This is a genomic window from Rossellomorea oryzaecorticis (genome assembly GCF_038405515.1).
GTDB lineage: Bacteria > Bacillota > Bacilli > Bacillales > Bacillaceae_B > Rossellomorea > Rossellomorea oryzaecorticis_A.
Genome location: NZ_JBBYAF010000033.1, coordinates 19,604 through 39,929 on the forward strand (window position 1 = coordinate 19,604; position 20,326 = coordinate 39,929).

General features: G+C 45.4%; 15 protein-coding genes, 1 tRNA gene and 1 other RNA gene. 1 reads left to right on the forward strand and 16 read right to left on the reverse strand.

Features of this window, described 5'->3' with window-relative positions:
* Positions 1-30: 30 nt before the first annotated feature.
* The 14 genes from ssrA to AAEO50_RS15575 all read right to left on the reverse strand — a co-directional run bounded on the left by ssrA (position 31) and on the right by AAEO50_RS15575 (position 15,836).
* Positions 31-371, reverse strand: a transfer-messenger RNA (tmRNA) gene (gene ssrA, locus AAEO50_RS15510).
* 158 nt (positions 372-529) lie between these two features.
* On the reverse strand, positions 530-1,000 hold the full coding sequence (smpB, locus tag AAEO50_RS15515) for an SsrA-binding protein SmpB (RefSeq protein ID WP_341985202.1): 471 nt from the start codon (positions 998-1,000) through the stop codon (positions 530-532).
* Between the two features lie 358 nt (positions 1,001-1,358).
* Positions 1,359-3,686: a ribonuclease R gene (gene rnr / locus AAEO50_RS15520; RefSeq protein WP_341985203.1), complete on the reverse strand. Its 2,328-nt coding sequence runs from the start codon at positions 3,684-3,686 to the stop codon at positions 1,359-1,361.
* Positions 3,687-3,713: 27 nt separating this feature from the next.
* The gene (locus AAEO50_RS15525; RefSeq protein ID WP_341985204.1) at positions 3,714-4,460 is read right to left on the reverse strand and encodes a carboxylesterase; all 747 of its coding nucleotides are present in this window, start codon (positions 4,458-4,460) and stop codon (positions 3,714-3,716) included.
* Positions 4,461-4,958: 498 nt separating this feature from the next.
* Positions 4,959-5,186 carry a preprotein translocase subunit SecG gene (secG, locus tag AAEO50_RS15530; RefSeq protein ID WP_341985205.1) on the reverse strand — a complete coding sequence of 76 codons (228 nt, stop codon included), beginning with the start codon at positions 5,184-5,186 and terminating at the stop codon, positions 4,959-4,961.
* A gap of 552 nt (positions 5,187-5,738) precedes the next feature.
* Positions 5,739-7,031 carry a phosphopyruvate hydratase gene (gene eno / locus AAEO50_RS15535; protein ID WP_341985206.1) on the reverse strand — a complete coding sequence of 431 codons (1,293 nt, stop codon included), beginning with the start codon at positions 7,029-7,031 and terminating at the stop codon, positions 5,739-5,741.
* A 228-nt stretch (positions 7,032-7,259) separates the two neighbouring features.
* Complete coding sequence (gene gpmI, locus AAEO50_RS15540) at positions 7,260-8,795, reverse strand: 2,3-bisphosphoglycerate-independent phosphoglycerate mutase (RefSeq protein WP_341985207.1); 1,536 nt, start codon at positions 8,793-8,795, stop codon at positions 7,260-7,262.
* The gene (gene tpiA, locus AAEO50_RS15545) at positions 8,788-9,549 is read right to left on the reverse strand and encodes a triose-phosphate isomerase (protein ID WP_341985208.1); all 762 of its coding nucleotides are present in this window, start codon (positions 9,547-9,549) and stop codon (positions 8,788-8,790) included. The genes gpmI and tpiA overlap by 8 nt, the downstream gene beginning before the upstream one ends.
* Before the next feature lie 39 nt (positions 9,550-9,588).
* On the reverse strand, positions 9,589-10,773 hold the full coding sequence (locus AAEO50_RS15550) for a phosphoglycerate kinase (protein ID WP_341985209.1): 1,185 nt from the start codon (positions 10,771-10,773) through the stop codon (positions 9,589-9,591).
* 176 nt (positions 10,774-10,949) lie between these two features.
* Positions 10,950-11,957 carry a type I glyceraldehyde-3-phosphate dehydrogenase gene (gap, locus tag AAEO50_RS15555; RefSeq protein WP_341985210.1) on the reverse strand — a complete coding sequence of 336 codons (1,008 nt, stop codon included), beginning with the start codon at positions 11,955-11,957 and terminating at the stop codon, positions 10,950-10,952.
* A gap of 57 nt (positions 11,958-12,014) precedes the next feature.
* Positions 12,015-13,037 (reverse strand): sugar-binding transcriptional regulator, encoded by a 1,023-nt coding sequence (locus AAEO50_RS15560; RefSeq protein ID WP_341985211.1) that lies wholly within the window; start codon positions 13,035-13,037, stop codon positions 12,015-12,017.
* A gap of 216 nt (positions 13,038-13,253) precedes the next feature.
* Positions 13,254-13,499, reverse strand: a complete 246-nt coding sequence (locus AAEO50_RS15565; RefSeq protein ID WP_341985213.1) for a glutaredoxin family protein — start codon at positions 13,497-13,499, stop codon at positions 13,254-13,256.
* A 347-nt stretch (positions 13,500-13,846) separates the two neighbouring features.
* A complete protein-coding gene (gene rpoN, locus AAEO50_RS15570; RefSeq protein WP_341985214.1) occupies positions 13,847-15,169 on the reverse strand; it encodes an RNA polymerase factor sigma-54 in 1,323 nt (440 codons plus the stop codon).
* Between the two features lie 595 nt (positions 15,170-15,764).
* Positions 15,765-15,836, reverse strand: a tRNA-Arg gene (locus tag AAEO50_RS15575).
* A gap of 195 nt (positions 15,837-16,031) precedes the next feature.
* Here AAEO50_RS15575 and clpP point away from each other — a divergent pair.
* Positions 16,032-16,673: an ATP-dependent Clp endopeptidase proteolytic subunit ClpP gene (gene clpP / locus AAEO50_RS15580; RefSeq protein ID WP_341985215.1), complete on the forward strand. Its 642-nt coding sequence runs from the start codon at positions 16,032-16,034 to the stop codon at positions 16,671-16,673.
* Between the two features lie 432 nt (positions 16,674-17,105).
* Here clpP and AAEO50_RS15585 read toward each other — a convergent pair whose 3' ends face one another.
* A complete protein-coding gene (locus tag AAEO50_RS15585) occupies positions 17,106-19,967 on the reverse strand; it encodes an ATP-binding protein (protein ID WP_341985216.1) in 2,862 nt (953 codons plus the stop codon).
* Positions 19,954-20,325, reverse strand: a complete 372-nt coding sequence (locus tag AAEO50_RS15590) for a response regulator (RefSeq protein WP_341985217.1) — start codon at positions 20,323-20,325, stop codon at positions 19,954-19,956. Before AAEO50_RS15590 ends, AAEO50_RS15585 begins: the two co-directional genes overlap by 14 nt.
* Between the last annotated feature and the right edge of the window lies 1 nt (position 20,326).

Consider the following 20,326-nt stretch of genomic DNA (forward strand, 5'->3'; position numbering starts at 1 on the left):
TATGTGTTGCCACATAAGGCGACTATTAACTAATCGAACCCACGTCCAGAAACATCGCCACTTAAGCGTCTACGAGCGTAGTCGATATATTCGCAAGTTCACTGCAGCTTCTGCCTATCGACGGGCGTCCGTGCAGCTAGTCTGATTAGTCTCTTCCTTTGTCCTCAGACGGTGGACTCCGGCGTAGCCTACTAAGAGTGAGTCCCTTACCCTACCACATAGGCGATGGAGGGAGGAACAGCTAAAGCGCTATTACGCAGCTAAAGCTAGGTTATTGTTAGTTTTGCCAGTTATTATTGGCTTTGACGTTTTAACGTAGACGATCCCTACGGCTCGCAACCCAAGCTCGAACTATCCCTGTCGAATCCGTAACGTCCCCATATTAGAAAGGGAAGAACGGGAAAGAATAAGTTCAGCGTGTAAGTCACTTATTCAATTGTTCTTACAGCCGCTTGATTACCTCGCGACAAATACTATTATAACAAATCTACAGCAGAATGCAATTGTAAGATTCCGGAAATCAGTACAATCACATGCCTTTTTGTCTTTGAGCAAGTTCTCTTTGAATGGATCGATTTGCTTCTTTACGCTTTAGATCTTCACGTTTATCATACTTCTTCTTGCCTCGCGCCAAACCAATCAACAGTTTTGCCACACCATTTTTGATATAGAGCTTAAGCGGTACGATTGAATAGCCCGCTTCTTTCGATTCACCGATTAATTTGTTGATTTGAGAGCGGTGAAGCAGAAGTTTACGTGTTCTCAGAGGTTCATGGTTGTACCGGTTTCCCTGCTCATATGGACTGATGTGCATGTTGTGAACGAATACTTCACCGTTTCTGATACGGGCGAATGAGTCCTTCAGATTCACGCGTCCGGCACGGATGGCTTTGATTTCGGTCCCTTGCAGCACGAGTCCCGCTTCGTATGTTTCTTCTACTGAAAAGTCATGGCGTGCTTTTTTATTTTGGGCAATGAGTTTGCCTTCTCCCTTTGGCATATGATCCCCTCTTTTCTCTTTCTGTCGAGTTTGTTTTATTATTATCTCATATTTTGGTGAAGATTTGTATGAAAAGGAAAGGAGCAAAGGATCAGCTTTGCTCCCAGCCGTGCATATTATTATAATCCTGTCCTTAATACCGCTAATGATTTCCGTGCAAGCCTTCGCTTTCCGCGGGCGGGCGGTGAGCCTCCTCGGCTGCGCCTGCGGGGTCTCACCAGCACCGCTTTTCCCGCAGGAGTCTTCGGCTTGCACTCCTATCAATCGCTGGAACAGACAGATATCTTATAATTCCAAACCTGCATTGGCTAAACCTATTCATTTTAAAAAAGTAAAGCATATCCATTACAAAAACATCCTACTTCTTCTTTTTGCGTTTGCTTTTTGGGGCGTTTTCGTAGTGTTTTTTGTTTTTCTTTTTCTTTTTGTTGTTTTTTGGCGGTCGTGTGGACCATTCTCCGTCTTCTTTTTTGCGGGAAGGGGATTTTCCTTTTCCGCTGTCTGGACGTGTGGATCGCACTTCTGTACCGCGGTCCCGGCGGTTGTTTTTCATGCCGACGATTTCGAAGTCGATGGCACGTTCGTCTTTGTTGACGCTGACTACGCGGATCGTGATTTCGTCACCGATGCGGAATACGTTTCCTGTCCGCTCACCGATCATGGCGAGATGACGTTCGTCAAAGCGGTAGTAATCATCTGTCATATAGCTGACATGGACAAGACCTTCGATCGTGTTCGGCAGTTCGACGAACAAACCAAAATTGGTGACGGAAGAAATGATGCCGTCGTATTCTTCCCCGACCTTGTCTTCCATGTATTCTGCTTTTTTCAGTTCGTCCGTTTCACGTTCCGCATCAACGGCCCGGCGTTCACGGCTTGAGGTGTGCTGAGCGATATTGCCCATTTGCGCTCCCCATTTTTCACGCGTTGACTGATCGATCTTCCCTTCAATCAGATACGTCCTGATCAGGCGATGAACAATCAAGTCAGGATAACGGCGGATCGGCGATGTGAAATGAGTGTAGAACTCTGTCGCCAGCCCAAAGTGTCCGAGACTTTCAGGGTCGTATTTCGCCTGCTGCATCGAACGAAGCATCATCGTCGATACAACCATTTCCTCCGATTTCCCCTGTACATCTTCAATGATTTCCTGAAGGGCACGCGGGTGTACGGAATTGGCAGTCCCTTTTACAATCAACCCGAAGTTCGTGATGAACTCGAAGAAGCGCTGAAGCTTGTCTTCCTTCGGGTCTTCATGGATACGATAGATGAAAGGTACTTCCATCCAGTGGAAATGCTCCGCAACCGTTTCGTTGGCAACAAGCATGAATTCTTCAATCAGTTTTTCCGCAACAGAACGTTCACGGAGAACGACATCGGTCGGTTCACCCTCATCATCGACAAGTACTTTTGCTTCTTTAAAATCAAAGTCGATTGCGCCGCGCTTCATCCGTTTTGTACGAAGGATCTGAGCCAGGTCCTCCATTTGCTCGAACATCGGCACAAGCGGCTCATAATGTTTCCGAAGTTCCTCATCTTTATCAACAAGAATCTTATTTACATCAGAGTACGTCATTCTTTCCGTTGTCTTAATGACGCTCTGGAAGATTTCGTGTTTTACGACATCCCCGTCAGGTGAAATTTCCATATCACAAGAAAGCGTCAGACGGTCCACCTGCGGATTCAATGAACAGATTCCGTTCGACAGGCGGTGCGGGATCATCGGGATCACCCGGTCAACCAAGTACACACTCGTTCCGCGATCAAAAGCTTCCTCATCAATCGGAGAGCTTTCTTTTACATAGTAGGTAACGTCGGCGATATGTACACCAAGCTTGTAGTTGCCGTTGTCGAGCTTTGTCACCGTTACCGCATCATCCAAGTCTTTTGCATCTGCCCCGTCAATCGTGACGATGGTTTGATCACGAAGATCCTTGCGGTTCGGGATTTCCGATTCATCAATCGTATCCGGAACATTATTCGCCTGTTCCATCACTTCCTCAGGAAACTCGACCGTGATTCCGTGTTTATGGATGATTGACAGAATATCCACACCTGGATCGTTTTTATGACCGAGGATTTCGACAACTTCCCCTTCTGCACTCTTACGTCCTTCTGGATATGCCGTCAGCTTCACAACCACCTTATGTCCTTCGATCGCACCCTTTTGGGCAGACTTCGGGATAAAGATGTCGCTGGCAAACTTCTTATCATCCGGAATGACAAATCCGAAATGCTTGCTTTGCGTAAAGGTTCCGACGATCTGGTCGACTCCTCGTTCCACGATGCGGACGACCGTCCCTTCCCGTCTTGAACCCGAACTGTTCGACGAAACTCGGACAAGTACGATATCCCCATGCATCGCATTATTCGTTTCATTCGGAGGGATGAAGATATCATCCATACCCGATTCTTCAGGTATGACGAAAGCAAATCCTTTCGCATGGGCGGATACCTTCCCTCTTACTAGATTCATTTTCTCCGGCAAGCCGTAGCGGTTGCTGCGGGTGCGTACCACAAGACCCTTTTCCTCCATGACGACAAGTGCCTTTACGAAGTCCTTGAAGTTTGTCGAGCCTTCGATTCCGAATGCTTCTTCAAGTTCTTGCACCGTCAGCGGCTTATAGGCCTCTTCTTTCATGTAGGAAAGGAGTTTATCCACATGCTCTTTAATATTTTCGTCCATGACAATCCCTCCTGGTCATCCTAATCATTAAACAGTCCAATCTAATTTTTCCAAGAAATGATATACATCTTCATGAAGCTGTTCTTTTTCCTTATCAAGTGTGATCACGTGGCCTGATTCTTCATACCATTTCAAGTCCTTCTCATCTGATTCAATATTGTCGTAAATGATATTGGCAGAATCAGTATTGATCATATGATCATTCCTTGCCTGTACCACAAACGTCGGCGAGTAAATCATGTCGACATTTTCCCGTACATCAGCTATCAGTTCCTGAAGAGCTTTCAATGTGTTCATTGGTGTTTTCTTGAACTCTTCTATTTCTTTTTCAATTTGATCTTCCTGTTTTCCTTCAAATTTCTTAAATTCGCGGGCGTATTCAACGACCCCTTTATACATGACTTCTTCACTTTTTATATACATAGGCGCACACATTGGTACAATACCCTTTACAGGTACAGTGTAACCTAATTTAAGGGAAAATACCCCACCCAATGAAAGTCCGGCAACCGCAATTTCCTCATAGCCTTTATCCTTCAGATGCTGGTATCCATCCATGACATCCTGCCACCAGTCCTCGGGACCTGTATGGACCAATTCTTCAGGCGGGACTCCATGCCCTTTATAATGCGGTGCATGCGAGGAGTAGCCTTTCTTCTCCAGATAACGGCCGAGCATTCTCACATCTGCCGAATTCCCTGTGAACCCGTGCAGCAGAAGGACGGCTCTCGGGCCTGCTTCGAATGTAAATGGTTTTGGTAAAACGGTCTTCATTTATAAGAACTCCTTTTCTCTGGTTTTAAACAAACGTTTGATTAAGTTTGCGGAAGCCTTGGGGCTGCTGACTTAATCGGTTCAAACAGATGTTTAACCAGATTGTTTATGTAATGGGATTTTGATTCATCTTTTTAAACAAACGTTTGGTTAACATCTGTGAGCCCTTGATACGTATAGGCTCGTCATGTTAAACGATTGTTTAAATGATTTACTCTTTATTTTTAGCAAAAATGGCGGTTATAATCCAATATTTCGGTTTATAGACCGCATTTGATTTCCGTGCAAGACTTCGCTTTCCGCGGGTGACCCGTGAGCCTCCTCGGCTATCGCCTCCGGGGTCTCGAATTGGCCACTTCTCCCGCAGGAGTCTTCGTCTTGCACTCCAATCAACTGCTGGAATCGGTAATACGATTTACTACCAAATTCGTTTCGTAAGAAATCAACTACCTGCACAAAAATAAAAAAACCTGACCCTATGAGAGATCAGGTTTTGTATTATAAAGCTACGATTGCAGTTGTTAGAACAAAGAATAAAACAGACAACACGATTGTTATTCTGTGAAGTACCAAGTCGATACCACGTGCTTTCTGTTTACCGAAAAGCTGTTCTGCACCACCAGAGATGGCCCCTGAAAGTCCAGCACTCTTACCTGATTGAAGTAAAACAATAGCGATAAGGGCGATTGAATCAATAATAAGTAAAGTGACTAATAAAGCGTGCATGAGTCCCACCTCCTGATACGAACATTACAACATTATTAGTTTACCATAGGGATATGGTGCGTACAAGGTAATATTCGCATAATTGTGGAAAGTGTTGGGGATTTGTCGAATCTGTTGAGGATTGTGATTGGATTGTGACGGTTGGGATTTTTTGTTAAATTCAGCATAAACCGAAATTTTTCAGCATATATCGGAAAAATTCAGCATAAAAATGATTTTTCCAGCATAAATCCAAATAAGTCAGCGTATATCGTGAAAAATCAGCATATATTCAATTGAAGTCCTCTTCTCTAGTTTATCTGGAATAAGTTTCACACTTAAAGGACCATGCTGCACGTCTCAAATGATATTTCAAAAGGTAAATTAGCCTTTTTTAAGCTAAAATCTGGTATAACGGACATAGGTTTGACCTGAATAATTGTATTTACCCCGATAAAGAAGGATCCGCAAATCAAATCTGACCGAGCGCTCAGTCCACACAAAAAATCCCCAAAAACAAAAAAACAGCCCCGTCACCAACGGGGCTGCTTCTCCTCACTAATTTCAATTCAATTAGCGCTTAACGTTATAGAATGTGTTCACACCAAGGTATTGTGCAGTGTGTGCCAATTGGTCTTCGATGCGAAGCAATTGGTTGTATTTCGCTACACGGTCTGTACGTGATGGTGCACCTGTTTTGATTTGGCCGGCGTTTGTCGCTACAGCGATGTCAGCGATTGTGCTGTCTTCTGTTTCACCTGAACGGTGAGAGATGACTGCAGTGTAGCCTGCGCGCTTCGCCATTTCGATAGCGTCGAATGTTTCAGTAAGTGTACCGATTTGGTTCACTTTGATCAGGATTGAGTTACCGATTCCTTGTTCGATACCTTGAGCAAGCTTGCTTGTGTTTGTAACGAATAGGTCGTCACCGACAAGCTGAACTTTGTTACCGATACGGTCAGTCAGAAGCTTGAAACCTTCCCAGTCGTTTTCGTCAAGTCCGTCTTCGATTGAGATGATTGGATACTTGTCGCACATTTCAGCATACCAGTCAACCATTTCAGCTGAAGTACGAACAACGCCTTCACCGGAAAGATGGTATTTACCGTCTTCTTTGTTGTAGATTTCAGATGCTGCTACGTCCATTGCAAGAAGGATTTCTTCGCCTGGCTTGTAGCCTGCATTTTCGATTGCTTCGATGATGGTAGAAAGTGCTTCTTCATTTGATTTAAGGTTAGGAGCGAATCCGCCTTCGTCACCTACAGCTGTGTTGTAGCCTTTAGATTTAAGAACTGATTTCAGGCTGTGGAAAATTTCAGCACCCATGCGAAGTCCTTCTTTGAAAGTAGGAGCTCCTACAGGCATGATCATGAATTCCTGGATATCAACGTTGTTGTCAGCGTGCTCACCGCCGTTAACGATGTTCATCATTGGTACTGGAAGCTGCTTAGAGTTGAATCCGCCAAGGTATTGGTATAATTCCACTCCGAAGAAGTCAGCTGCTGCACGTGCTACAGCCATTGATACACCAAGGATTGCGTTCGCACCCAGTTTACCTTTGTTTTCTGTACCGTCAAGCGCGATCATTGCTTGGTCGATTGCTACTTGCTCAGTTACGTCAAAACCGATGATTTCTTCAGCGATTTCGTTGTTTACGTTGTCGACTGCTTTTTCTACCCCTTTACCAAGGTAGCGGCCTTTGTCGCCGTCGCGCAGTTCTACTGCTTCGTATTCACCTGTAGATGCTCCGGATGGAACAAGTGCGCGTCCGAAAGCGCCTGATTGTGTGTAAACTTCTACTTCGATTGTTGGGTTACCGCGTGAGTCTAATACTTCGCGAGCGTATACGTCTGTAATGAATGGCATAAAAATAACTCTCCTTTATAGTTAGGTTTTTATCATACTCTTCTAATAAGGGCCGTTGATTTCCGCTGCAGGCACTCGCTTTCCGCGGGGCGGGCGGTGAGCCTCCTCGGCGCATTGCGCCTGCGGGGTCTCACCTGTCCCGCATATCCCGCAGGAGTCGAGTGCCTTCCGCTCCAATCAACTCTGGGTATGAACCCACTAACCCCTACAAAGTACTGTTTCTGCAATTTATTTTTTAATCAATGATTTCCCCGTCATTTCTTTCGGCTGATCCACGTTCAGAAGTTCAAGCATTGTCGGTGCCAGGTCTCCGAGGATGCCGCCGTCACGAAGTTCGATTCCTTCTTTTGTTACGATGACTGGAACCGGGTTCGTTGTGTGGGCGGTCATCGGTGTGCCTGCTTCAGTGAGCACTTCATCAGCGTTGCCGTGGTCGGCTGTGATGATGGCAGTGCCGCCTTTTTTCTCGATGAGGTCGATGATTCTGCCAAGGCACTCATCAACTGTTTCGATTGCTTTGATCGTTGGTTCGAGCATGCCTGAGTGTCCGACCATGTCAGGGTTTGCGAAATTTAGGATGATTGCATCCTGCTGATCTGCTTCGATCTCGGCAAGTAATGCTTCCGTAACCTCATACGCACTCATTTCAGGCTGCAGGTCGTATGTTGCCACTTTAGGAGAATCAATCAGGATCCGTTTTTCCCCTGGGAATTCATTCTCACGGCCGCCGCTCATGAAGAACGTGACGTGAGGATATTTTTCCGTTTCGGCAATGCGGAGCTGCTTCAAGCCGTTTTGAGACAGTACTTCACCAAGCGTGTTATCCAGGTTTGTCGGCTTGAAGGCAACGAAGCCGTCAACCGTCTCACTGAACTTTGTCAGGCACACGAAGTGAATGTTCTTCGGATGCTTTTCACCGCGGACGAAATAACGGAAATCCTCGTTCGTGAATGTATTTGAAATCTGGATGGCGCGGTCGGGACGGAAGTTATAGAAAATAACGGCATCTTCGTCCTTGATCGTTCCTACCGGTTCACCATTTTCTTTCGTGATGACAGAAGGAAGGACGAACTCGTCATGGATCCCTTTTTCATACGAATCGTTGATGAGCTGCATTGGATCTGTGTAATCAGGTCCTTCACCGTACACCATCGCACGATAAGACTTTTCTACACGCTCCCAGCGCTTGTCGCGATCCATTGAATAGTAGCGTCCGGAAATCGTGGCAAATTGACCGACTCCGATTTCCTTCATCTTCGCTTCTGCTTCTTCAATGTATTTTGGTGCTGTCTGCGGACCGACGTCGCGTCCATCAAGGAACGCATGCACATAAACATTTTCTACGCCTTCTTGTGCCGCTAAGCCAAGGAGTGCGTATAGGTGTTCAATGTGGCTGTGAACCCCTCCGTCTGAAAGAAGACCAAAGATATGAAGGTCTGTCCCTTTCTTTTTCACATGATTGACGGCATCAAGGAAGGTTGCATTCGTTTCGAATTCACCTTCGCGGATCGCCAAGTTTACACGCGTGAGACTTTGGTAGACGATACGGCCGGCACCGATATTCAGGTGGCCCACTTCGGAGTTGCCCATTTGTCCTTCAGGCAGCCCCACCGCTTCTCCGCTGGCTGTTAATTGGTTATGCGGGTACTTGTTCCAAAGGCGGTCAAAGTTTGGCTTGTTCGCCTGTGCAACAGCGTTCCCCTCTTTTGTATCACGGCATGCAAAACCATCTAAGATGATTAAAGCTGTTGGTGACTTACTCATGTGAACCTGCCTCCAGTAGTTGCAGGAACGATTGAGGTTCCAAGCTTGCGCCGCCTACCAGAGCACCATCGATATCAGATTGAGCCATGTATTCCTTGATGTTGTTCGGTTTCACGCTTCCGCCGTATTGTACGCGTACAGAGTCGGCAGTACTTTGTGAGAATTCACTTGCCACAACTTGACGGATGTGAGCGCAAACTTCGTTGGCATCTTCCGCAGTGGAAGATTTACCTGTGCCGATTGCCCAGATTGGTTCATAAGCAATCACTGTTTGCTTCACTTGATCTTCTGTAAGACCTGTAAGTGCTTGTTTCACTTGGGCTCCCACTAGATCTTTCGTTTCGTTGTTTTCACGCTGTTCCAATGTTTCACCGACACACACGATTGGAGTCAGGTTGTGTTTGAATGCAGCTAACGTCTTCTTATTGACAGAATCATCTGTTTCATTGAACATTTCACGGCGCTCGGAGTGACCGATGATCACATATTCTACGCCGATGTCAGCTAGTGCCACTGGACTTACTTCGCCAGTGAAGGCTCCGCTTTCTTCGAAGTGCATATTTTGAGCTCCGATTGCAACCTTGCTCTCTTTTGTTTGTTCAACCAGGTTTTCTAAAAATAGGGCTGGGGCACAGATGACAGAATCCACTTTGTCTGTGTCAGGCACTAATCCTTTTACTTCTTCTGTAAAAGTCTTTGCTTCTGATGCAGTTTTGTGCATTTTCCAGTTACCTGCAATGATCGGCTTACGCATACTGCTCATCCTTTCTTTTATCGTGTTTATTATGCTGAATTACTTGTCGTTTAGGGCTGTAACACCTGGAAGCTCTTTCCCTTCCATGAACTCAAGGGATGCGCCTCCGCCTGTAGAAATATGACTCATCTTGTCAGCATAGCCAAACTTTTCGACAGCTGCTGCAGAGTCACCGCCGCCGATAACAGAGTATGTATCTGCTGCATCGGCTAACGCCTCCGCCACGGCTTTCGTTCCGTTTGCAAATGTGTCCAATTCGAATACACCCATAGGTCCGTTCCAGATAACAAGCTTAGAATCCTTGATTGTCGCCTGGAATAATTCTCTTGTCTTAGGACCGATATCAAGTGCTTCCCAATCAGATGGAATAGATTCGATATCTACTTCTTTCGTATTTGCGTCGTTTGAGAAGTCATCAGCAACGACTACATCGACAGGCATAAGGAAGTTAACGCCTTTTTCTTCAGCTTTTTTCATGAATTGCTTTGCAAGATCAATTTTATCTTCTTCTAAAAGGGATTTCCCAACCTCGTGGCCCTGTGCTTTCACGAATGTGTAAGCAAGTCCGCCTCCGATGATCAGGTTGTCCACCTTGTCTAATAAGTTATCGATGACACCGATTTTATCTTTCACTTTCGCTCCGCCGATAATTGCCGTGAATGGACGTTCCGGAGTTAAAAGTGCTTTACCAAGTACTTCAAGCTCTTTTTCCATAAGAAGTCCCGCTACAGACGGAAGATGTTTTGCCACTCCCTCGGTTGAAGCATGCGCACGGTGGGCTGCACCGAATGCATCGTTTACGTAAAGGTCTGCCAGTGCCGCGAATTCTTTCGCTAATTCTGGGTCATTCTTTGTTTCACCTGCATAGAATCGCACGTTTTCAAGAACGAGTACATCACCGTCAGCCATTTCGCTGATCTTCGATTGTACGTTTTCACCATACGCTTCGTCTGCCTTCGCAACATTCTTGCCAAGTATCTCGGAAAGTCTTTCTGCTACCGGAGTCAAACGAAGTTCTTCTACTACTTCACCCTTAGGACGTCCCAAGTGACTCGCCAGGATGACTTTCGCGCCGCCTTCTACTAAATACTTGATTGTTGGAAGTGCAGCTTGGATACGGGTTTCATCAGTGATTTTGCCTTCCGACATCGGTACGTTGAAGTCCACTCGGCAAAATACGCGTTTCCCTTTTACATCAACATCTTTAATTGATTTCTTATTCATTCGTAAAAGGCCTCCTTTAGTATTCTCTACAGATTGAAGAGAAATTTCAGTAATAGAATGAGAAAAGGGAGTGGGGAATCTTCCCCGCTCCCCTTCATCCCTTTCCATTATAGATGGTGGGACAGAATTTATCCATCCTCACCGAGCTGATAATGTCAATTTACGTTAATGACGGATTAAAGACCTTTTGAAGCGATGTAATCAACAAGGTCAACCACACGGTTAGAGTATCCGCTCTCGTTGTCATACCAAGAGATTACTTTTACCATGTTGTCTTCCATTACCATAGTTGATAGTGCATCGATTGTTGAAGAAGCCGGGCTTCCGTTGTAGTCAGTTGATACTAATGGCTCTTCGCTGTAAGCAAGAACTCCTTTAAGATCGCCATCAGCAGCTTCTTTGAATGCCGCATTAACTTCTTCAGCCGTTACGTTCTTGTCAAGTTCTGCAACTAAATCAACAAGAGAAACGTTTGGAGTTGGAACACGTACTGCTCCACCGTTCAGTTTACCTTTTAATTCAGGCAGCACTAGTGATACAGCTTTTGCAGCACCCGTAGTTGTAGGGATGATGTTTTCAGCTGCCGCACGAGCACGACGGTAGTCTTTATGCGGAAGATCAAGGATTTGCTGATCATTTGTGTAAGAATGGATTGTTGTCATCATTCCACGCTTGATTCCGAACTTATCGTTAAGAACTTTCGCGAATGGCGCTAAGCAGTTTGTCGTACAAGATGCGTTAGAGATAACGTTGTGGTTCTCTGCATCGTACTTGTCTTCGTTAACACCCATAACAACTGTGATGTCTTCATCTGATGCAGGAGCAGAGATGATGACTTTCTTCGCACCAGCTTCAAGGTGTTTCGCAGCGTCAGCACGCTTTGTGAAACGGCCGGTAGACTCTACTACTACTTCTACACCAAGGTCTCCCCAGCCAAGTTGAGCAGGGTCGCGCTCAGCTAATACTTTTACTTTTTTATCGCCGATAACAAGAGTGTCACCGTCAACAGTTACTTTCTCTGTAAGAGTTCCGTGAACTGTATCATATTGTAAAAGATGAGCAAGCATGTTTGCATCAGTTAAATCGTTAACTGCCACTACCTCTACGTTATCGTTTTTAAGTGCCGCACGGAAAACGTTACGTCCGATACGTCCAAATCCGTTAATACCAATTTTAGTTGCCATAATACTATTTCCTCCTTTAGTGATTGTAAGGATGATTATTTTGTATTTCAAAAGGCCTCAGCCTTTTAAAAGCTCTCTTGCTGCTCCTTCATCGGTGATCAGGATCGTTGAAGAGGGAGCCCGTTTCAGATACGCCCGAATCGCTTTCGCCTTCGAGCTGCCGCCAGCAACGGCAAATACATGGTTGATGTCTTTCAGGTCTTCAAGCTGGAGCCCGATGGTCGGCACTTTATGTACCACTTCCCCCGACTCATCGAAATAATAGCCGAATGCTTCGCCGACCGCGTTACCTGCAGTGATTTTTTCAAAATCAGCCGGCGGCGTCTTGCGCCTTTCTGCCATTGTAATAGCATCTCCAATTCCATGAAGAACCATGTTTGCTGATTGAATTAAATTTAAGACCTCTTTAATCATCGGTTCCTTTAAAAAGGACTTGTAAACTTCTTTACTAACCTGATCGGGGACATACAAAACACGGTGCCGCATCCCTGTATGCTCTGCCATCTTCGCGCAGATCGTGTTGGCCTGATTCTTCACATCTTCCCCGATTCCACCCCGCGCAGGAACAAACAAGGTATCGGATCCGGAAAAGTCGGGTGTCAGCATTTCTGCGACAGCCGCCATGGTCGAACCGCCAGTCACAGCGATGATATTATTCCCCTCAAGGCGCTGTTTCATACTAAAAGCTGACGCACGCCCCAATTCTTCTTTTACCCAAGGAGACTCATCACTATTCCCCGGAACGATGACAATTTCATTAAGATTGAGTAAAGACTGTAATCTTTTCTCCATTTCGTTGAGTCCCGAGATCTCTCTCATCATGTCTTCAATCTTATCCAATAGCTTCATGCCGTCTTCGGTCATGATCATCCCGGATGTTTTGATCGAGATGAGATCCTGATTCTTCAGGAACTCCACTTCACTTCTCAGCACCCGTTCCGTCAGTCCGAGGTTCTGCGCGAGACTCCTGCGGCCGACCGGCTGTAAGAATTGAATCGAACGGAGAATCTGATGCCTTTTTTGCATAACTTCAAGCAGGTCGGGTAATAATCGCTTTTGTATATCAATAATGGATTCCATCGGTAAAAGCTCCTTACATGGAAGTGAGTGACTGTCTCTTGCAAATGTAGTTCCACCAGTCTTCGACGTTTAAACAACGCTTATCACATAGCGCGGAATTACACTGGACTAAAAAAGTCCCGCATAGACATATTATGTCCCACTACCTCCAAAAAAAATTCATCCCTGCTTTCAACGTTCATTTTATCAGTATGGAAATCGCATTTCAACTAGAAACTACTGAGTTTTTTCATGTAAACGTTTACTGAGTGTAAAATAGTCAATTTGCCCGTACTGGATGATTTCACCGTCGTATTCCACCACCGGAATCATCAACCCGAAACGTTCCGTCAGCTCATCACTTTGGTCGATATCCTTTTCGATGATGTCGAATTTCAACTCGTCCTGCACGAGTTTCAGGTTGAGTTTTGCGTCGGTGCATAGGTGGCATTGGTTTCTGGTGTAGAAAATGACTGGGTTCATTGGGTGGTCCTCCGTTGAGTGGTTATGTTGTTGGATAGATTATAAGGGTTGTACCTGGTACAAATCAGGTTTTGTGTACCTGGTACAAATTGAATGCTTTGTACCTGGTACATCCCAGGCTGTTTGTACCAGGTACAGCTGATACTATTATATATGTTGGTACGGTCGAAATGGTATAGGCATACAACCAGGCCGGCGAAATTTGTCGGTTTTTGTAAAATTGCCGGCAAATAATAGTTTTCGTCCGTATTTAAGAAAAAATGACTGTAATTTCACCAATTTGTCCGCATTTTACAAAAATCGTCCGCAAATAGCGACATTGTCCATCCTCTCCTCGCTAGCCTATTCTACTCATATCGCTTCCTCATAGTAGAAGAAGAAATGCCGAGCTGATCGCGGTATTTTGCGATGGTTCTGCGCGAGACATCGTATCCTTTATCTATTAACATATTGACGATTTTCTGATCAGATAGTGGTTTTTTCTTGTCTTCTTCATCCACAAGGCGTTGTATTTCATTTTTTATCGACGTGGAAGAAGCGGCTCCACCGTCTTCTGAATGGACGGATTTGATTGCAGCACTGAAGAAATACTTCATTTCAAAAATGCCATACGGTGTCTGCATATACTTCCCCTTTACAGCACGGCTGATCGTTGATTCATGGACTCCTGCTTCTTCCGCTACTTCTTTTAGCGTCAGTGGCTGCAAACCGGCTGGTCCTTCAAGGAAAAACGACCTCTGCTTCTCAACAATCAATTTCCCCACTTTTAAAATCGTCTGCTTGCGCTGCTGCAAACTTTGAAGCAGCCACTGGAATTCCTGGTCTTTTTCCCGCAGGTAGCTCCCGACTTCCTTATCCGGATGATGTTCAAGAAAATCCTTGTACTCATCATTATAAATCACTTTGACAGTAGTGCCGTCAAACAACGAGACCGATACTTCCTTTTCGTCCATTATTTTGACCACTAACTCAGGAGCGATATAGTGAGCGGGGCCATCGTTGTAAATAGCGCCCGGGCGAGGGTGACATTGCTGGATGAGATCGGCGGCTTTTTGGATATCCTTTAAATCGACATTCAATTCCTTCGTGATTCCTTTCCACTTTTTCGCGGCAAAATCATCGAAATGCTCTTCCACTATCTTTAAGGCAAGCTCCGAGGAATGCTTGCGCCTTAATTGGAGAGAAATACACTCCTGGAGGGAACGCGCTCCAATTCCGGCTGGTTCTAATTCCTGCAGACTATTAATATAGTATTCCAGTTGAGGCATTTGCAAATCGTTCCGTGACAGGAAGTCTTCCGTCTCGATTTGCAAATATCCGTTTTCATCCAAGCAGTACATCAGATCCTTCATGACCTTTAAATCAAATTTAGAAAGCGATTTCAAATCTAATTGAAGAAAAAGATGGTCCTCTATCGTTTTCTTCGATACTGACAGATACTCTGTGAAATCGTTTGCTTCTTTACCTTTATATTGATAAGACTCTCCTTGATCGGGAATGTCCATTACGGGGTCTTCTAATTGTATGAGGGGATTCTCCAATGCTTTCGATTCAAGGAAAGCATTCAGTTCCATCGTGGAATATTGGAGGATGGTGATGGCCTGCGAAAGCTGTTGTGTCATTTGAATCTTCATTTGCTGCTTTTGCCATAATCCTGTGTTCAAATTCATCCTTCTAACCTCCTCCCTCCATTTTACATGAAAATAGGGGTTTCGTTAATGGGAATTGTTTGGAAGACAAGTTGCTTTATAGAATTCTATGAATATCGTTTGGGGAAGATACCTTTATAAATCTTTCAGTAAGTATTTAGACCGTTCCTTTCCGCTGCAGGCACTTGCTTTCCGCGGGGAGGAAGTTGAGCCTCCTCGACGTTCCGTATGCGAGGTCTCAACTTTTCCTCTATTTCCCGCCGGAGTCAAGTGCCTTCCGCTCCAATCCACTCTGTGTATTTATGTTGAATTCATATTTTCGGAGGGAAAGTAATAAAGTGCAAAAAGGGGAGATTTAACCCTAAATCCTTATCTTTCTTTAGAATGTTGGTACAAAAAAACTAATTTTTATTGTGGGGACGTTTCCAGCTGTTGATTGGAGTGCAGGACGAAGACTCCTGCGGGAGAAGTGGCCAATGTGAGACCCCGCAGGCTTGCCGAGGAGGCTCACGGGTCACCCGCGGAAAGCGAAGTCCTGCACGGAAATCAACAGCGGTGATAAAGGTGGAGCCAAAAAAATACCGCCGCGTTATATAAACGCAGCGGCATCTTGGTACGCCCTCGGAGGGAATCGAACCCCCATTTTAAGAACCGGAATCTTACGTGCTATCCGTTGCACCACGAGGGCATGTATAAGGTAATTGAAAACTATCGTACAAAAGTATATTATAAGGTACTTTTTTCAGGAATGCAATACGTTTTCTCTGTTTAAAAAAGGAATGAATGGGTATGATGTAGAAAGGATTACATAGTGTAAGAATCACTGATGCGTTAGGTTTGACCTTTATTGACCAACAGTGTATGATTACAGTACAAAGTGAATATGTATTTAATAAAAAGAAAATGCGTATCTAAGGAGGAACGAAGGATGAACTTAATTCCTACAGTTATTGAACAAACAAACCGCGGTGAACGTGCTTACGACATTTATTCACGTCTTTTGAAAGACCGTGTCATCATGCTCGGAAGCGGCATCGACGATAATGTGGCGAACTCTATTGTAGCACAACTTCTTTTCTTGGAGTCTGAAAACCCTGAGAAAGATATCTCGATCTACATCAACTCCCCTGGCGGAAGCATCACGGCCGGAATGGCGATCTACGATACTATCCAGTACATAAAGCCTGATGTACAAACGATCTGTATCGGTATGGCTGCTTCAATGGGTGCATTCCTTCTTGCTGCAGGTGCTAAAGGCAAACGTCTTGCACTTCCAAACGCAGAAGTGATGATTCACCAGCCTCTTGGCGGAGCTCAAGGTCAGGCGACGGAAATCGAAATCGCTGCGAAGCGCATTCTATTCCTTCGCGAAAAACTGAACCAGATCCTGGCAGACCGCACCGGCCAGCCTCTTGAAGTAATCTCGAAAGATACAGACCGTGACAACTTCATGACTGCTGAACGCGCGCTTGAATATGGATTGATCGATCGCATCATCACTCGTAACGAAATGAACAATAAATAATACTCTTATTGGAGAGTCTGCCCCGTCGGCTTTGGCCGGCGGGGTTTTTATTTTGGTTTGGAGATGAGGTACCAGTGATGGTATGCGAAAATTGTCTATTACTGTCGGATAATCACCAGCCCGCACATATATTCCAGATTTCGCACATAAAATCAATAGTTCGCACTTATATGAAATATTTCGCTCTTATCCGATACACTTCGCTCTTAAACCGGTCTCCTCACAACATATCTCTTCTATTTTTCTCACAAAACCATGTTCCCAAACACTCCCCACATTCAACAATCAACCACCTTCAAAAGCGATAAACTCCCGGAAAAACCACTACTATCAAACTAAAAATCGCTCTTAACAACCACAAACGCCCTTACTCCTGAATAAAAAAATGCCCGTCCCTCTGCGCGTTACTGCATAGGTGGACGGGCCTTCATTTTATTCCTCTTTTAAAGGTATCAGTACTTCCCCATTCCTCCCGTTTTTCAGAAGCAGATGCAGAATGGTCTTGGATAGTTCACTAGGATGGTAGGGTTTCACGAGATAATCCACCGCCCCTAGTGTGATGCCTTTTTCTTTTTCATCCAGTGCGGATGAGATGATGATCGGGATGTCACACAGTTTTTCATTTGCCTTAAGGGTTTCGAGGACGTCCCATCCCGACATGGTTCCTTCGAGCATGATATCGAGGACGACCGCATCCGGTGTATGCCGGTTGATTTTTTCAATCGCGGCTTCTCCTGATTTCGCGTGCTGGACCTGAAACCCACTGCCGGAAAGCTCTGTGGTCAGTAGCGATGCTAGATTGATATCATCTTCTATGACCGTGATCGTCATGCCGTCCCCGCTGGTTTCTTCCTCTTTAAAGGTCTGGAGGGTGACCATCGGGAGACAGACCGTAAACGTACTTCCCTTCCCGATTTCAGAAGCGACCCTGATACTGCCGTCATGATTTTCGATAATCTCCTTCACGATCGTCAAGCCGAGTCCCGTACCGCCGATTCTTCTGCGCTCTGAATTGTCGACACGGTAGAATTTTGTGAACAGCTTAGGAAAGGCGTCATCTGGGATGCCGAGTCCTTCATCGATGATATTGATGAACACCATATCCTGTTTTTCATAAACCCGTGCGGTGATGGTTCCGCCGTCGGGTGAATATTTAATCGCATTGCTGATCAAATTCGTAAACGCCTGTGATAATTTATCTTTATCACCGAGAACCATCGTACAATCCGTATCTTTCTCAATCGTGAATGTATGATGGGGCGCATTGACTTTTTGAGTATTGATGACATGCTGGATGATCGGGATGATGTCTTCATACCGTTTATCAAAGGTCTGCCTGCCGGACTCCATCCGCTGGACATCAAGAAAATCATTAATGAGGGATGTTAATCGTTTGGCTTCCTGATAGATGGTTGTGAGGTACTTCTTCGTTCTTTCCGGTTTCAAGTCTTTCGTCAGCATCAATTCGGTGAAACCGAGTACACTCGACAGCGGTGTGCGCAGTTCGTGGCTGACGGTCGAGACGAATTCCGATTTCATCTGATCGACTTCGAATTCCTTCGTGATATCCCTGTGGACGAAGATGGTCCCGACTTTCTCATCACCGCGGAACAGGGACTCCGAATATACCTGATAGACGTTCCTGTTATCACGGAGATGGTACGTATGGAGATGCCTGCCGGCTTTTTCACCTTCAATGACCATTTCATAATAACGATTCAGCCCTTTTTCATTGTCCACCTGACTTAAAAGTACCTGTTTCCACACCGGATACGGAGCCTGCTGCAGGGCGCACAGCTCGCCTTTGATGATTTTCGATAATTTCGTATTCATCAGCATGCTGTTCCCGTCATTATCGACAAGCTGGATGCCCTCCTGGATGTTATTCAGGATATCCTGGTTCATATGACGGTCTTTTTCCGACTCTTCAAACAGGTGGATTTTTTGAAGGGAAATGGAAACCTGTTTGCTGAGACTTCTGTATTCTTTGAGTTCCTCCGAGTTGAAATCATGACCGAAGCGGCTGAATACCATGATGGCTTCGACTTCTTTACTCAGTGATAAAATCGGGATGAAAAGATCATAGGAATACATCGTTTCAAGGTGATAGCCCTTCTCTGCCTCTATAAGCTCACGTTTAACCGAAAAAGGCTCCTTCTGCTGGAATAAACGCTGGTGCAGTCCGTTATACATATAGTTTACAAACTGCTCCACTCCCGTTTCAGATATCCCGCATGATGCACGTGACTTCCTCTCGTCCAGGAGGACAATCATGCCGCGCGAGGCGTCCATGACCCCGCACATTGTGTCTACGATACTATCAAGCACTTCCTGCTTGTTGAGTGAACGGGAAATCCCGTTGATGAATTCATTGCGCCGCTCGAGCTGCTGCTCGCGAAGTTTGGCAACCGTAAGCAGATACTCAAGCTTCGACTGCTGTGATTCAAGTTCATCCTGCTGGGCGACCAGCTCCTCATTCTGGGCAAGCAAATCTTCTTCCTTCAATTGAATCCGATGGATCATTTTTTCAAATGCCCGCGAGACCTTCCCGATTTCATCTTTCCGATTGTTTTCAAACGACCATCGCTGGTACGTTTCATTCTCGGCAATCTGCTCGGCTGCCGTTGCTACCTGATTGAGCGGGGTGCCGATTTGTCTTGCAAGCATCCTCATGATTCTCATCAACACCAGCAGCATTAGGAAGATGAATAGGACAAATGCTCCCTGGCTGAGGGATTCCTTCCGTTTCACCTCTTCATAGGCCTCATCACTCTTTTGCTCTATTGAATCCTTATAGTCATTCATCTGGTTTTGGAATGTGTCGACCGTGGCGGTTCCGCCGTCTGCAGATGCTTTCCTTACCGCTTCGATGTTCCCGTTGTCGTAATTTGCTATGGCATTCGCGACGATTTGTTGAAAATAGTAAGCAGAAAATTCTTCTACATCCTTGATGAACGATTGATCATCCGCTTTGATCGCAAGCGTCCTGAATTTCTCGATTGTATCCTCGATCACGATCTCCTGCCGGTAGATGCTTTCTTTCAGCTCCCGCCTCCCGAATGCAACGTAACCGCGGGCATCAAAGAAGGCTTTGTTGATGGCCCTGTCCAACTGCTCAGCCACTGCTTCTTTTTCATTGAGTTTTTCGCGTTCCACTTGATATTCATCGGTGATGTATTGATTGTAGAGAAATAAGCACGCAGCCCCGATCAGGAAAATCAGGATGAAGCTGCTCATCACGCCGATGAATTGATTGCGCAGACTTGTTTGGAAATAACCGCTAATTCTCTTCATTCAAAATATCCTCGATCCGCTGAACCAGTTCCATCGGGCTATATGGTTTCGCAATGAAGTAGTCGGCACCGGATTTCAATACCCGTTCTTTATCCGCCTGCTGGCTTTTGGCCGACACCATCATGATTTTCACGTCTTTTTTCTCCGGTGTGTTCCTTACCTTTCCGATGACTTCAAGCCCTGTATATAAAGGCATCATATAATCGAGGAGGATCAAGTCATAATCATGTTCCATGATACTTGCGACGGCTTCGCGGCCGTCCGCTGCTTCATGGAGTTCATGCCCCTCGTCCTCCAGTGTATCAACCACCAGCATTCTCAGAACTTCTTCATCTTCTGCCACTAAAATTTTGGCCACC

Excerpts from the sequence above, each read along its gene's own strand:
- smpB (WP_341985202.1), bottom strand. The coding sequence starts at position 1,000 with ATGCCAAAGGGAGAAGGCAAACTCATTGCCCAAAATAAAAAAGCACGC.
- rnr (WP_341985203.1), bottom strand. The coding sequence starts at position 3,686 with ATGGACGAAAATATTAAAGAGCATGTGGATAAACTCCTTTCCTACATG.
- AAEO50_RS15525 (WP_341985204.1), bottom strand. The coding sequence starts at position 4,460 with ATGAAGACCGTTTTACCAAAACCATTTACATTCGAAGCAGGCCCGAGA.
- secG (WP_341985205.1), bottom strand. The coding sequence starts at position 5,186 with ATGCACGCTTTATTAGTCACTTTACTTATTATTGATTCAATCGCCCTT.
- eno (WP_341985206.1), bottom strand. The coding sequence starts at position 7,031 with ATGCCATTCATTACAGACGTATACGCTCGCGAAGTATTAGACTCACGC.
- gpmI (WP_341985207.1), bottom strand. The coding sequence starts at position 8,795 with ATGAGTAAGTCACCAACAGCTTTAATCATCTTAGATGGTTTTGCATGC.
- tpiA (WP_341985208.1), bottom strand. The coding sequence starts at position 9,549 with ATGCGTAAGCCGATCATTGCAGGTAACTGGAAAATGCACAAAACTGCA.
- AAEO50_RS15550 (WP_341985209.1), bottom strand. The coding sequence starts at position 10,773 with ATGAATAAGAAATCAATTAAAGATGTTGATGTAAAAGGGAAACGCGTA.
- gap (WP_341985210.1), bottom strand. The coding sequence starts at position 11,957 with ATGGCAACTAAAATTGGTATTAACGGATTTGGACGTATCGGACGTAAC.
- AAEO50_RS15560 (WP_341985211.1), bottom strand. The coding sequence starts at position 13,037 with ATGGAATCCATTATTGATATACAAAAGCGATTATTACCCGACCTGCTT.
- AAEO50_RS15565 (WP_341985213.1), bottom strand. The coding sequence starts at position 13,499 with ATGAACCCAGTCATTTTCTACACCAGAAACCAATGCCACCTATGCACC.
- rpoN (WP_341985214.1), bottom strand. The coding sequence starts at position 15,169 with ATGAATTTGAACACAGGATTATGGCAAAAGCAGCAAATGAAGATTCAA.
- clpP (WP_341985215.1), top strand. The coding sequence starts at position 16,032 with ATGTATTTAATAAAAAGAAAATGCGTATCTAAGGAGGAACGAAGGATG.
- AAEO50_RS15585 (WP_341985216.1), bottom strand. The coding sequence starts at position 19,967 with ATGAAGAGAATTAGCGGTTATTTCCAAACAAGTCTGCGCAATCAATTC.